Below are 14,981 nucleotides of genomic sequence, written 5' to 3' on the forward strand. Positions count from 1 at the left end.
TTATTTACTTAAATTCGTTTCAATTCCTTCTAAAGAACTCTCTAAAAGCACAACTTTATTTGCATTTAAAATTCTATAAGTGCTTAATTCTGAGTTAGTTACAACTTCAGAGCCTTTTAAATTGCGCGATGACAAATATACATTATTATTTGATGCACCCAACACAAATAGAGATTTTTTATCTTGTAAGTCTAAAGCTTTCAACACACTAGTGAAATTTTTAGTCTTTGGAGTATCGAAATTAAAGTCTTCTAAAACTACTATTGAAGCTTCGTTTGCTTTAATTGATAATGCCGATCTACGAGCTAAACGCTTAAGGCCTTTGTTTAATTTGAAGCTATAATTTCTTGGTCTTGGTCCAAACATACGTCCACCACCAACAAATACTCCAGACTTAATACTACCTGCTCTAGCTGTACCAGTTCCTTTTTGCTTTTTAATCTTGCGAGTAGAACCAGCAATCTCACCACGCTCTTTAGCTTTGTGAGTTCCTTGTCTTTGGTTTGCTAAATATTGTTTAACATCCAAATACACAGCATGATTATTAGGCTCTATAGCGAATACTGAATCAGAAAGCTCTACTTGTCTTCCAGTATCTTTTCCGTTAATATCTAAAACTGCTACTTTCATTACTTCTCAATGATTACATAAGAATTTTTATGTCCAGGAACACATCCTTTAACAACAAGTAAGTTCTTTTCAGCAACTACTTTTAAAACTCTTAAATTTTCAACTTTAACTCTGTCGGTTCCCATTCTTCCGGCCATTTTCATGCCTTTAAATACTCTTGCAGGATAAGATGCTGCTCCAATAGAACCTGGCGCTCTTAAACGGTTATGCTGACCGTGAGTTGCCTGACCAACACCACCAAAACCGTGACGTTTTACAACTCCTTGGTAACCTTTACCTTTAGAGGTACCAGCGATATCAACAAATTCACCTTCTATAAAGTGCTCTACGGTGATTGCATCACCTAATTTGTACTCCTTATCAAAACCTTTAAACTCAGCGATTTTGCGTTTTACAGAAGTTCCTGCTTTTTTAGCGTGACCTAAGTCCGCTTTAGTAGCACTTTTTTCTGTCGCGTCATCGAAACCAAGTTGTAGCGCTTCATACCCGTCTACTTCTTCAGTTCTGACTTGGGTAACGATACATGGTCCAGCTTCAATTACTGTACATGGAATGTTTTTTCCATTTTCATCGAAAATGCTGGTCATACCGATTTTTTTTCCAATTAACCCAGACATAATTATTAATTTATTTATTAGTATTTATTTATAAAAAAATTCAGGGTCAAAACACGTTCAACCCTGAATGTATTTTTACCGTTTTTCCCTCGCTCGCAGCTCAGGACATGTTATTGAAACCTCGTTTCTGTAAGCCGTACTTACACTTTAATTTCTACTTCAACACCGCTTGGTAATTCAAGCTTCATTAAAGCATCGATAGTCTTTGATGAAGAGCTATAAATATCAAGTAATCTCTTATAAGAACTTAATTGAAATTGCTCTCTAGACTTTTTGTTAACGTGTGGAGAACGTAATACAGTGAAAATTTTCTTGTGTGTTGGTAATGGAATTGGCCCAGTTACTACAGCACCTGTACTTTTTACAGTTTTTACAATCTTATCTGCAGACTTATCTACTAAATTGTGATCGTAAGATTTTAATTTTATTCTGATTTTTTGACTCATTTTCTTAAGATTTAAGCTTCAGCACCTTTAGCTGCTTTAATAACTTCTTCTGAAATATTTTGAGGTGTTTCAGCATAGTGTGAAAACTCCATTGTAGATGTTGCACGACCAGAAGATAATGTTCTTAATGTAGTTACATAACCAAACATTTCTGATAATGGTACAATAGCTTTAACAACTTTTGCACCTGCTCTGTCGCTCATATCACTTACTTGACCTCTTCTTCTATTTAAATCTCCTACAATGTCACCCATGTTTTCTTCCGGAGTAATAACTTCCAGTTTCATCATTGGCTCCATGATCACCGCTTTCGCAGCTTTTGCAGCAGCTTTAAATCCTAATTTCGCAGCTAATTCGAACGATAACTGATCCGAATCCACATCATGGTAAGAACCGTCTGTTAATGTTACTTTCATAGCATCAACTTCGTATCCTGCTAACGGACCATTCTTCATAGCTTCTTTGAATCCTTTTTCAATTGAAGGGATAAATTCTTTAGGAACGTTACCACCTTTAATTTCTGAAACGAATTCTAAACCAGTTTTACCTTCTTCAGCAGGCTCAAGAGTAAATACGATATCCGCGAATTTACCACGTCCACCAGATTGTTTCTTATAAACTTCTCTGTGTTCTGCACGACGCGTAATAGCTTCTTTGTACTCTACCTGAGGAGCTCCTTGGTTTACTTCTACCTTGAACTCACGCTTAAGACGGTCAACAATAATATCTAAGTGAAGCTCACCCATACCAGAAATAATAGTCTGACCTGAAGCTTCGTCTGTTCTAGCTGTAAATGTTGGATCTTCTTCAGCTAATTTAGCTAAAGCCATACCCATTTTATCAACGTCAGCCTTAGTTTTAGGCTCAACAGCGATACCGATTACAGGATCTGGGAACTCCATAGATTCTAATACTATAGGGTGTTTTTCATCAGTCATGGTATCACCAGTCTTAATATCTTTAAACCCTACAGCTGCTCCAATATCTCCAGCTTCGATAAATTCGATAGCATTTTGTTTGTTAGAGTGCATTTGGTAAATACGAGAGATACGCTCTTTTTTACCTGAACGGTTGTTTAAGATATAAGATCCTGCATCTAAACGTCCTGAATATGCACGGAAGAATGCTAAACGCCCTACGAAAGGATCGGTAGCAATTTTAAATGCTAATGCAGAGAACGGTGCATCTACAGAAGGCTTACGAGTCTCTTCAGCCCCTGTATCTGGGTTAGTACCTACAATGTTATCTCTATCTAATGGAGAAGGTAAATAACGACATACAGCATCTAATAAGAACTGTACTCCTTTATTTTTAAATGAAGAACCACAAACCATAGGAATGATAGCCATATCCATTACAGCAGCTCTAAGTGCAGCGTGCACTTCTTCTTCTGTAATAGAATCTTCATCTTCCATGAATTTTTCTAATAAGTTCTCGTCGTAAGATGCTACTTCCTCAATTAAAAGCGCACGGTACTTACGAGCTTCTTCTTTCATATCTTCTGGAATCTCAACAACATCGAAAGTAGATCCGAAGTTATCATCATGCCATATGATAGCTCTGTTCTTAACTAAGTCAACGATACCTTTAAAATCAGCTTCATCACCAATGTTTAACACGATTGGCACTGCGTTAGATTTTAACATATCTTTTACCTGCTGACAAACAGCTAAGAAGTTAGACCCTTGACGGTCCATTTTGTTTACGAATCCAATACGTGGCACTTTATAGTTATCTGCAAGTCTCCAGTTAGTTTCAGACTGAGGCTCAACACCATCAACCGCACTAAATAAGAATACTAAACCATCTAATACACGTAAAGAACGGTTTACCTCTACTGTAAAGTCAACGTGACCAGGAGTATCGATAATATTAAAGTGGTAATCCTTAGCCTCAGGCGTTGGAACACCATTTTCTTTAGGGAAAGTCCAGTCACAAGTTGTAGCTGCAGACGTAATAGTAATACCACGCTCTGCTTCTTGCTCCATCCAGTCCATTGTAGAAGCTCCATCGTGAACTTCTCCAATTTTATGAGACACCCCTGTATAAAAAAGAATACGCTCTGTTGTTGTTGTTTTACCAGCATCAATGTGAGCAGCAATTCCTATGTTTCTTGTTAAATTTAAATCTCTTGCCATGTTACTAGAATCTAAAGTGTGAGAATGCTTTGTTTGCTTCCGCCATCTTATGAGTATCAACTCTTTTCTTAACAGCAGCTCCTTCTTCTTTAGCAGCAGCTAAAATCTCTGATGCTAATCTTTGCGCCATAGATTTTTCGTTTCTCTTACGAGAGTAGCTAATTAACCACTTCATAGCTGTAGAAACCTTTCTATCTGGACGTATTTGCATTGGAATCTGGAATGTTGCACCACCCACACGACGACTACGTACTTCTACGTGAGGCATAACGTTAGATAAAGCATCTTTCCAAGTTTCTAAAGCAGTTTTCTCGTCGTCTGTTTTCTTTTGCTCTACGATATCTATAGCATCATAAAACACTTTAAAAGCCACAGACTTCTTACCATCCCACATCATCATGTTAACAAAACGCGTTACTAACTGATCGTTAAATCGCGGATCTGGCAAAAGCGGTCTTTTTTTCGCTTGTCTTTTTCTCATTTCTTTTCTTTAAAAGATTTTTAATTACTTCTTAGGGCGTTTTGCACCATACTTAGATCTACGTTGTGTTCTACCTGCAACACCTGCTGTGTCTAAAGCACCACGAACGATGTGATATCTAACTCCTGGTAAATCTTTTACCCTTCCACCTCTAACCAATACTATCGAGTGCTCTTGTAAATTGTGACCTTCACCAGGGATGTAAGCATTCACTTCATTACCATTTGTTAATCTAACCCTTGCAACTTTACGCATTGCAGAGTTAGGTTTCTTAGGTGTAGTAGTGTAAACACGCGTACAAACTCCTCGTCTTTGAGGGCACGAATCTAAAGCAGCCGATTTACTCTTCTTGGTTATTTTGGCTCTTCCTTTTCGTACTAATTGTGAAATTGTTGGCATATTTTTCTATAAAATTTATAAAATACCTCTTCTTAGAGGGCTGCAAATGTATGAATTAAATTTAATTTTTCAAACCCTAATAGATTAATTTTCAATAGAATTTAAAAATTTAATTAGCCTTTATATTTTAGCAGACCTTTTTCCGTTAGTTTTACAACTTTAAAGACCAGCCAATCTTGTATCAGAAATTTATATTATTAATCCTACTGTCATTTATTTTACTTCCTACTTATGGCCAAAACATTCATTTACAGGTCATAGGACAAACTGATACTGAAACCAAAACAATTTCTGAAGCAGAATACAAATCTACACACCTAAACTACCAGTCTGTTTTATCCGAACTGGATTCGCTTAGCTCCAGATTACAAAAACAGGGTTACATTAACCACTCCACTACTACCATATCCCGAATTAACGACAGCACCATAAATGCTTCAATTTATCTGAATCAAAAATTCGAGACCATAAAAATTTATTACAATCCGGAATCCATTTCTAAAAACATCATTAAACAAATAACAGAAGAAAGTTATAACGATTACTTCATACTCTCTTTTCCTTTAATCGAAGAAAAACTCAACCGGCTCAATCTTATATTATCGCAATCGGGGCAACCTTTTACAAAAACGAAATTATCTGAACTTCAGATTGAAGACCACTTTTTAAAATGCAATCTCATCGTTTACCAAAACGATACTCCAAGACAAATTGATAAGATTATAATAAAAGGCTACCCAAAATTTCCGGAGAAGTTTTTAAAGTATCAGGCTAAAATAAAAACAGGAAGCACGCTAAACATTACAGAAATAACTCAAAAATCAAAAAATCTAAATGAGCTGAGTTTCGTTAATCAGATTCGAGCCCCTGAACTCTTATTCACTAAAGATTCCACCATACTATATATATATGTAGAAAAACAAAAAAACAACACGTTCGACGGTTACTTAGGTTTTACAACAAACGAAAACACCAATAAACTGGAATTTAGTGGCTATTTAAATCTTGGTCTGCAAAACAATTTAAATTTCGGCGAATCACTGAGACTAAAATATCGCAGCGACGAAAACAGCCAGAGAAACTTCAATTTAAAATTAGACATACCATATATATTTAAATCACCAATAGGCACACAACTGGAACTGAATATTTTTAAAAAAGACACGACTTTCACTACTGTAGACCAGACTTTAAAATTCTATTATCAATTTAACACCAAACACCGTTTATATTTAGGCCTAAACAAATCCTCTTCCAACAATCTTTTAGAAACATCAACGTCACAAATAGAAGACTTTAACAAAACACGCTTTACCTCGCAATACATTTACCAGAAAAACAGTAACTCGGAACAGCGACTCATTCCCATTAAAACATATCTCGATTTTGAATTCGGCACAGGTAAGCGTAGCATCAGCAACACTTCAGAAAATCAACATATAATTCAAGGCACAGCCTACAACTCATTTTACCTCAATCCTAAAAACAGCATATTCACCCAGGTTAGTGGAGCAGCTTTAATTTCCGACAATTATTTTGAAAACGAACTCTTCCGTTTTGGAGGAATAAACTCTATAAGAGGCATCGAAGAGAACAGTTTAAGTGCAACTTTATTTAGTGTTTTGAATTTGGAATATCGATTAAAGTTAAAAAACGATCTCATTTTACATTCAATAACCGATTTTGCATATCTGGAAAACAAAATTTATTCACAAAAAGAGAAAATTTTCAGCTTCGGAGTCGGTTTTATGATTTTAACAAAAGCAGGACTACTAAAATTTGATTATGCTAATAGCAAACCTGAAAACACTCCCTTCAATATCAGTAACTCAAAAATACACCTAAGTTTAACAAATTATTTTTAGCATTTTACTCTATTTACTGACATATTTCAATCGTTTTAACAAAAACACTGATTATAACATATTGTTTATTTAACAAATTTTTATGACTTTTAAGCCAGACTAATTTAAATAATCAAATATGAAAACAAAGTTTAGTGGAATGCTAACGCTACTCCTGGCGTTAGTTGTGCAACTTTCGTTTGCGCAAGACAAAACCATTACAGGAACAGTATCCGACGAAAGTGGATTACCAATTCCTGGGGTTAACATTATTGTCAAAGGTACTACACATGGTACGCAGACCGATTTCGACGGAAATTATTCCTTAACTGCAAACACCGGAGATGTATTATCTTACTCTTTTGTTGGTTACAAAACCAAAGACGTTAAAATTGAATCCTCTTCTTCAGTTAACGTTACACTTAGTGAAGACCTAGCCCAGTTAGACGAAGTTGTAGTAACCGCTCTGGGTATTAAAAGGGACAAAAAAGCCTTAGGGTATTCCCAACAATCTGTAGATGCAGAAGAACTACAAAAAGGAAAACAACAAGACATTAACAACGCTTTAGCTGGTAAAGTTGCCGGTGTGCAAATTGTTGGTCAGTCCTCTTCTACCTTCGACAACTCCTCTATTAAATTAAGAGGTGAAACCGGAGTGCTTTATGTAGTAGACGGTGTACAGGTGTACTCTATCAGCGACATTAACCCGGCTAACATCGAAGACATGTCGGTATTAAAAGGAGCTTCTGCAACAGCAATTTACGGTCCGGAAGGTCGTAATGGGGTTATCATTATAACCACATCCACCGCGAAAAAAGGTAAAGCCAGCTTTACTTTAGACTACACCACAACAGCAAACACTTTAGCCGCTTTACCAGATTATCAGGATGAGTATGGTGGTGGTTACAGCCAAACGTTTAACACATTTTCTTACGACCCATCGGTAGACCCTGCATCATGGGCCTCTTTCGACGGTGATTTATATCCAGACTACTGGGCTGATGAATCCTGGGGACCTAAATTAGATGGGCAGTTAGTAAGACACTGGGATTCCTGGACCGAAGGCACAGAGCACTTTGGCGAATTACGCCCTTGGGTGAAAACAAGCAGCGACATAAGTGATTTCTATAAAACAGCATTCACAAACAACACATCCTTGTCTTTCGCTAAAGCCGATGATGACTATAGCATCAGATCTTCTATTGGCTTAGTTGATGAGAATGGTATTGTACCAAACTCAAACAGAAAAACCATAAACTTCGCCATTAACAGCACATTTAAAGTGTCTGAAAAATTTGAATTAGCAACGGTAGTAAACTACCAGGACAGAACTACGTTAAACAACCCAACTCAGGGCTACGGAAACATTGGATCTAACTTTAACCAGTGGTGGCAAAGACAACTTGAAGTAGACCGTTTAAAAGATTACGAACAAAACGGACAAATCTTATCCTGGAACATCAGAGGCCCTAGAGATGCCAGACCATTATATTGGGACTCTCCTTACTTCCATGCTTATGAAAACTTAAAGCACGACGAAAAAAACAGTGCTTTTGGTAAAATTGGCGGAACCTATACTTTTAATGACCACTTTAGCGTAATGGGAGAGGTAAGATCTACTTTTAACTCGTATTCCGGAGACGACAGAGGTACTACTAAAAGTTCTTTAGACATTCCTTACTATTGGGAATACCAATACAGAAATACCAAAGAACACTATTTTGGTATGGCAAACTACACCGATGCGTTTTTCGATGAGACTTTCGACTTAAATGTAAGTTTGGGAGGGGAAATCGTGAGCAATGCGTACAAATACTCTGAATCTTCTACTAACGGAGGTTTATCGATTCCTGAATTTTACAACCTTGCAGGTTCTGTAGATGCGCCATCAACATCAACAACACTAAGAGAAAGCAAAACCAGAGGTGCCTTTATAAAAGCATCTGTTGGATTTAAAGATTTCTTATACTTAGACGGTGCTTACCGTTGGGACTGGTCTTCTACTGCTGCCCCAGACGACAACCGCGTAGAAACATTTGGAGTATCCACCAGTATTTTAGCACACGAGTTATTCCCGCAAAACGAAGTAATTACTTTTGCCAAATTTAGAGCCGGTTACGCAAGTGCACCTTATTTCCCGGATCCATACCAGATTAGCCAGACCTATACCCCTGGAGAATTATACCAAGGTTACGGAACCTTAACTGTACCAAACACACAAAGTAACAGTTTATTGGTTGGTGGTACCAGAAACGAATTTGAAGCCGGTGCAGAATTTATGTTTGTTAAGAACAGAATTGGTTTAGAATTAACTTATTTCGACAGAAAAGACAAAGACTTACCTACCAGTGTATCATTGGATGGTTCTACAGGATACACAGGGATTACAGTTAACTCCGGACAAACAACTTCTAAAGGTATTGAAGTTGCCTTACACGGAACAATAATCCAGTCTAACGATTTCTCGTGGGATTTAAATGTAAACTTCGCAACCTTAGAGAAAAATGTTGATGAGATCTACGGAGATGTAACATCTTACGACATCAGCACCTATACCTCGAACATGAAGCTTCAGGCTCGTGTTGGTGAAGAATACGGATTATATTATGGTACAGGATTCGCTCACCATACAGATGGTAGCGTGATTTACACCAGTTCAGACAAATTCGCCATTCAAAGCAATAAGAAGTTAGGAAGTTTACTTCCTGATTACACTGGTGGTATCTCAACAACCTTCCGTTACAAAAACTTAGATTTATTCTTAGGCTTCGACGGACAAAAAGGTGGCAAATACTACTCCAGAACCGAGCGTTATATGGATCACTCTGGTTTAACAGATTATACAGCCGGATTAAACGACAAAGGAAACCCTAAAAGAGATCCGGTATCAGAAGGTGGTGGTGTACACATCGTAGGGGTATTACAAACCGGAACAGACGACGAAGGTAACCCAATCTCTGACGGAACAGTAGTAGATAAATATGTAGATGCTCAGGATTACTTTAACTCTGGAAACCTTGGTAACATTTACGAAAACAACTTACACGACGCTACCTATTTCAAATTAAGAACCATTAAATTAACCTATACCTTTGGTGAGGATTTTGTTAGCAAAGTAGGCATGACAAATGCGCAATTATCTTTCTTAGCCAATAACGTTTGGTTAATCTATTCTGACTTAAACTGGGTTGACCCATCAGAATTAGAGAAAAGAGACGATGTAAACTGGGCGGAAGCAGGTACATTACCAATGACATCTTCGTATGGTTTAAACTTAAAACTAACATTTTAATACAAGAAAAACATGATCAATATATTTAAAAAGACTGTCCTACTTCTTGGTATAGCATCAATCTTTAGTTCATGTGAAACTGTAGATTTTGGCGACACCAATGATAATCCAAACGGACCAACAGCTGCGGTAACGTCTCAGTTACTAACACAGGCAGAAAAGACGATTTCGTCTATCGGAACCGATATGTCGGGAATCCTGTTCACTCAACAACTTACTGAAGGACAATATCCAGGACAATCCAGATATGCCACTTTAACTTATAGCTATAACAGTTATTACACAAGTGCTGTTACAGATTTAAATGAAATTATTAAATTAAATGAAGACCCATCTACGATGGATGCTGCTGCAGCTTATGGTAATAACGACAACCAGATTGCCACAGCAAAAATCATCCGAGCCTTCATTCTTCAGTTTATGACAGATAGTTGGGGTGCCTTACCATGGGAAGAAGCCTTCCAGGGCATTGACAACCCTTCACCTAAATTTAATACTCAGGAAGAGCTATACAATATCATTTTTGATGAAATTGAAGACGCTCTGGCCTTAATTAACCCCTCTGCCACAGGACCTCAAGGCGATGTATTATTTGGAGGAGACATGAGTCGCTGGACAATATTTGCCAACTCTTTAAAAATGACAGCTGCTTTAAGAATTTCAGACGTAAGCCCAACCTTAGCTAAATCTAAATTCGAAGAAGCTGTAAGTTCAGGAAACTATATTAAAACCAACAGCGACAATATAGAATTCCCTTACGGTGCAGATGACGCCAGTGATAGCCCATGGCAGGACAGATTCGAATCTCGTGTAGATTACATCTTATCTGAAACCATGATGGAATCCTTACGTTCTAACTTAGACCCTAGATTATTTAAATATGCAGAACCTGCAGCCGACTCGATTATAAGCAACCCTAAATTCCCTGGAGGAATAGATGCTGCTTATGTAGGAGCACCACATGGTAAAGTAAATGGTAACACACCTGACTACTCTTACCCTACTGCTACTATTATTTACGATCCTGTTTATGCAACACCTATCTACACAGCTGCCCAAATGAAATTATCTATGGCAGAAGCCGCTTTAAAAGGCTGGAGTGTTGGCGCTACAACCGGAGAGTTATTTGCGGAAGGTATTGAAGCTTCTATGGAATACTGGGGTGTAGACAGCGCAGACATCAGCTCGTACTTAAGCGCACATACATCTACTACTATAGAAGATATCGCTTACGAAAAGTGGATTGCATTATATTTAAACGGACAGGAAGCCTGGTCTGAATGGAGACGTTTAGATTATCCGGTTTTAATTCCTTCAGAATATGCGGGAGATCCTAGAATTCCGGTAAGACTAGCTTACGATTCTTCTGTGGAAGATAACAACAAAGCTAATTACGACGCAATTATAGCTACACAAGGCATAGATGATTTACATACTAAGCTTTGGTGGGACGTTAACTAAATTTTTTATTTAATTTATGATTTAGTCACCCGAGCCACCCGCATATGCGGGTGGCTTTTTTATGTAAAAACCGAATAAACAGTCAGCAAAACGGAACTAAAACCACCTTTAATACCAGTTGAAAACCTAAGAAATATAAAATTTAACATTGGGAATTTCAAAATTATCGTATTACTCTACCTTCCCCAAGCCTTTGCGATATAATCAAAAATCACATTGTGAAATTTACATTCTGACAATATTACCAAACAAGTAGAAGCTACAAATAATAAGTATTTAAAAATACCTGCAGAAAGCTGAAATTATTTCTAAGAAAAATGATGTTTTCATGCTATTAATTCAATTACTAGAAAAAAATTTTAACCTTTTATTATTGTTTAATTAACTTTTTATTTTGACTTTTGGCTTGACTAATTCAAATAAATTATAAAATGAAAACAAAGTTTAGTGGAATGCTAACGCTATTCCTAGCGTTTGTTGTGCAACTAACGTTCGCACAAGAAAAGACAATTTCAGGGACTGTTTCCGACGTAAGTGGACTCCCTCTCCCTGGAGTTAACATTATTGTGAAAGGAACAACTCACGGTACCCAAACAGATTTCGACGGAAATTACTCCTTATCTGTTAATACAGGCGATATTGTTTCTTTTTCCTTTATAGGATATAAAACTTTAGATGTAACCGTAGGGGCATCTAGCACTGTTAATGCTACTTTAACAGAAGATTTAGCCGAGTTAGACGAAGTAGTAGTAACAGCTCTTGGTATTAAAAGAGAGAAAAAAGCACTGGGATATGCCTCTCAAGAAGTAGAAGGTGACGCGGTTTCAACTGTAAAATCTCAAAACTTCGTTAACTCACTTTCTGGTAAGGTTGCTGGTTTAAACGTTAAACCTTCAGGAACTATTGGTGGTTCAACCAACGTTGTAATTAGAGGTAACAGTTCTGTTGCTGGTAACAACCAGGCTTTATTCGTAGTTGATGGTATTCCAATCGACAACGGAAACTCAAACACTTCTGGACAGCAAACTGGTCGTGGTGGTTACGATTATGGTAACGCTGCTTCGGACATTAACCCTGATGATATCGAATCGATAAACGTATTAAAAGGTGCTGCTGCATCTGCGCTTTACGGTTCTAGAGCTTCTAACGGGGTTATCATGATTACAACTAAGAAAGGTAAAAAGCAAAAAGGTATTGGAATTACTGTAAATTCGAGTGTAATGTTAGGTGCTCCTGACAAAGAAACTTTACCTACTTATCAAAAGAAATACGGTGCTGGTTACGGACCTTATTACGACAGTGCTGACGGTTATTTTAACTTAGCCGATATTAACGGTGATGGTATTTTAGATGAAACAGTACCGTTTACTGAAGATGCATCTTATGGTGCTGCATTCGACCCTAACAGATTAATATACCAATGGAATTCTATTTATCCAGAATTAGATAGTTACCAAGTAGCTACACCTTGGAAATATGCTGACAACGATGCCAACTCTGTTTGGACAACTTCTGCGACTTTAATCAACTCTGTTGATTTATCTGGAGGTTCTGATAAAGGCGTATTTCGTTTAGGATACACAAACATGGATCAGACAGGTAACTTACCTAATGCGCATATTAAAAGAAACTCTATTAACTTCAACGGTTCGTTAAATTTAACAGAAAAACTAACCGCATCTACAAGTTTTAACTTTACTAAAACAGATGGTAAAGGCCGTTATGGTACAGGTTATGATTCTAAAAACCCAATGCAACAGTTTAGACAATGGTTCCAGACTAACGTTGACTTAGAAGAGCAAAGACAAGCTTACTTATTAACAGGTCAAAACATTACTTGGAATACAAATAGTCACACAGACAGATCTCCAATTTACTCAGACAACTTCTACTTCACTCGTTTCGAGAATTATGAAACAGATACACGTAACAGATACTGGGGTAATGTTGCTTTAGATTATCAAATTACGGATTGGGTGAGCGTTTTAGGTCGTTTCTCTTTCGATACTTATGCGGGTCTACAAGAAGAAAGAACCGCTGTTGGATCTGTTGATGTATCACAATACTCTCGTTATAACAATAACGTAGCAGAATACAACTGGGATGTTATTTTAACATTCAACAAAGATTTAACAGACAAGTTAAACCTTTCTGGTTTATTAGGATTCAACCAAAGAAGAAACGATTGGAGCACTATTTATGCACAAACAAATGGGGGATTAAACTTACCAGGTCTGTATGCATTATCTAACAGTGCCAGCCCTTTAGAGGCCCCAACCGAATATGAAGCTACCAAAATGGTAGACGGAGAATATGGTCAGGTAAGTTTAGGATATGATGATTTCTTATATGTAGAAGGTACTTTTAGAACAGACCGTTCTTCTGCCCTTCCTAAAAGTAATAATCGCTACTCTTACTGGTCTGCTACAGGATCGTTCATTTTTTCTGAATTAATCAACTCAGATTGGTTAACTTTCGGTAAGGTTAGAGGAAACTACGGTAAAGTAGGTAACGATACTTCTCCTTACAGAGTTTACAATACTTACGCTATCGGAACTCCTTTTAATGGAGGTATAGCAACAAACCCAAGTGCTCGTGCAAACAACGACCTTTTACCTGAAGAACAAACTAACTGGGAAGTTGGTTTAGAAATGCAATTCTTTAACAAGCGTTTTGGTTTCGACGTATCTTATTACGATGCTCTTAACGAAAACCAAATTACTAGCGTACCATTATCGAATGCGACTGGATATACCTCTGCTTTACTTAACGCAGGTACGATCTCTAACAAAGGATGGGAAGTATCTTTAAATGTAAATCCAATTCGTACAGCTGACTTTTCTTGGGATATGAATGTTAACTGGTCTAAGAACGAAAGTTTAGTTGAAGAATTAACAGACGGAATTGACAACTTAGTTTTAGCATCTTTACAAGGAGGTGTATCTATAAACGCAACTCCAGGTGAGCCTTATGGTACAATTAGAGGACGTGATTTAGTTTACAGTACAGATGGTCAACCAATTGTTGGTTCTAACGGATATTACTTAAGAACTGGTGACAGTAATAATGTAATTGGAGATATTAACCCAGACTGGAAAGCTGGTTTATTCAACAGTTTCAACTATAAAAACTTTACACTTAGCTTCTTAATCGACATGCAAAAAGGTGGTAGTGTATTCTCTTTAGATACTTATTACGGATACGCAACAGGTATGTATGATTTTACTGCTGGAACTAACGACTTAGGAAATCCTGTTAGAAATTCTTTAGCTGATGGAGGTGGAGTTATCTTACCTGGTGTAGTTCAAACAGGAACTGATGCTGATGGCAACCCTATTTCTGACGGTACTCCAAACAGCACTAGAGCAAGCGCTAGTACTTATGCTAACCCTTGGGGTTATGCTAGAGCAGCTGCATCACAACACGTATACGATGCTGGCTATGTTAAATTAAGAGAGGCTACTATTAGCTATAGCTTAAAAGATCTAGATAGATTACCGTTTAACGCAGTAACGTTCTCCTTAATTGGTAGAAACTTATGGATTATCGACAAGGACGTACCATTCTCTGATCCTGAAGCAGGATTAAGCTCAGGAAACGTTCAAGGATACCAATCAGGTGCTTACCCTGCAATTAGAGAAATTGGTGCAAGTGTTAAATTACAGTTCTAAAA

Annotated in this window: 10 protein-coding genes; 4 read left to right on the forward strand and 6 right to left on the reverse strand. The window is 37.3% G+C overall.

Going from position 1 to position 14,981, the window contains the following annotated elements; all coding sequences use genetic code 11:
• The 6 genes from rplD to rpsL all read right to left on the reverse strand — a co-directional run bounded on the left by rplD (position 1) and on the right by rpsL (position 4,711).
• Positions 1-630 (reverse strand): 50S ribosomal protein L4, encoded by a 630-nt coding sequence (gene rplD, locus I3217_RS15390; RefSeq protein WP_435050661.1) that lies wholly within the window; start codon positions 628-630, stop codon positions 1-3.
• Positions 630-1,247, reverse strand: a complete 618-nt coding sequence (gene rplC, locus I3217_RS15395; RefSeq protein ID WP_435050662.1) for a 50S ribosomal protein L3 — start codon at positions 1,245-1,247, stop codon at positions 630-632. The genes rplD and rplC overlap by 1 nt, the downstream gene beginning before the upstream one ends.
• Before the next feature lie 140 nt (positions 1,248-1,387).
• Positions 1,388-1,693 carry a 30S ribosomal protein S10 gene (gene rpsJ, locus I3217_RS15400; protein WP_007650482.1) on the reverse strand — a complete coding sequence of 102 codons (306 nt, stop codon included), beginning with the start codon at positions 1,691-1,693 and terminating at the stop codon, positions 1,388-1,390.
• An 11-nt stretch (positions 1,694-1,704) separates the two neighbouring features.
• Entirely contained in the window at positions 1,705-3,831 is a 2,127-nt protein-coding gene (gene fusA / locus I3217_RS15405; protein ID WP_435050663.1) for an elongation factor G, read from the reverse strand.
• A gap of 4 nt (positions 3,832-3,835) precedes the next feature.
• Positions 3,836-4,312: a 30S ribosomal protein S7 gene (gene rpsG, locus I3217_RS15410; protein ID WP_435050664.1), complete on the reverse strand. Its 477-nt coding sequence runs from the start codon at positions 4,310-4,312 to the stop codon at positions 3,836-3,838.
• Positions 4,313-4,336: 24 nt separating this feature from the next.
• Entirely contained in the window at positions 4,337-4,711 is a 375-nt protein-coding gene (gene rpsL / locus I3217_RS15415; RefSeq protein WP_057783973.1) for a 30S ribosomal protein S12, read from the reverse strand.
• A gap of 176 nt (positions 4,712-4,887) precedes the next feature.
• On the opposite strand from rpsL, the gene I3217_RS15420 reads away from it, so the two are divergent.
• The 4 genes from I3217_RS15420 to I3217_RS15435 all read left to right on the forward strand — a co-directional run bounded on the left by I3217_RS15420 (position 4,888) and on the right by I3217_RS15435 (position 14,979).
• A complete protein-coding gene (locus tag I3217_RS15420; protein ID WP_435050665.1) occupies positions 4,888-6,576 on the forward strand; it encodes a POTRA domain-containing protein in 1,689 nt (562 codons plus the stop codon).
• 118 nt (positions 6,577-6,694) lie between these two features.
• A complete protein-coding gene (locus I3217_RS15425; protein WP_435050666.1) occupies positions 6,695-9,847 on the forward strand; it encodes a SusC/RagA family TonB-linked outer membrane protein in 3,153 nt (1,050 codons plus the stop codon).
• Positions 9,848-9,859: 12 nt separating this feature from the next.
• Complete coding sequence (locus I3217_RS15430; RefSeq protein ID WP_435050667.1) at positions 9,860-11,308, forward strand: SusD/RagB family nutrient-binding outer membrane lipoprotein; 1,449 nt, start codon at positions 9,860-9,862, stop codon at positions 11,306-11,308.
• Positions 11,309-11,739: 431 nt separating this feature from the next.
• Positions 11,740-14,979 carry a SusC/RagA family TonB-linked outer membrane protein gene (locus I3217_RS15435; protein ID WP_435050668.1) on the forward strand — a complete coding sequence of 1,080 codons (3,240 nt, stop codon included), beginning with the start codon at positions 11,740-11,742 and terminating at the stop codon, positions 14,977-14,979.
• Positions 14,980-14,981 lie beyond the last annotated feature (2 nt).

It is taken from the genome of Formosa sp. S-31, assembly GCF_051172795.1.
Lineage (GTDB): Bacteria > Bacteroidota > Bacteroidia > Flavobacteriales > Flavobacteriaceae > Formosa.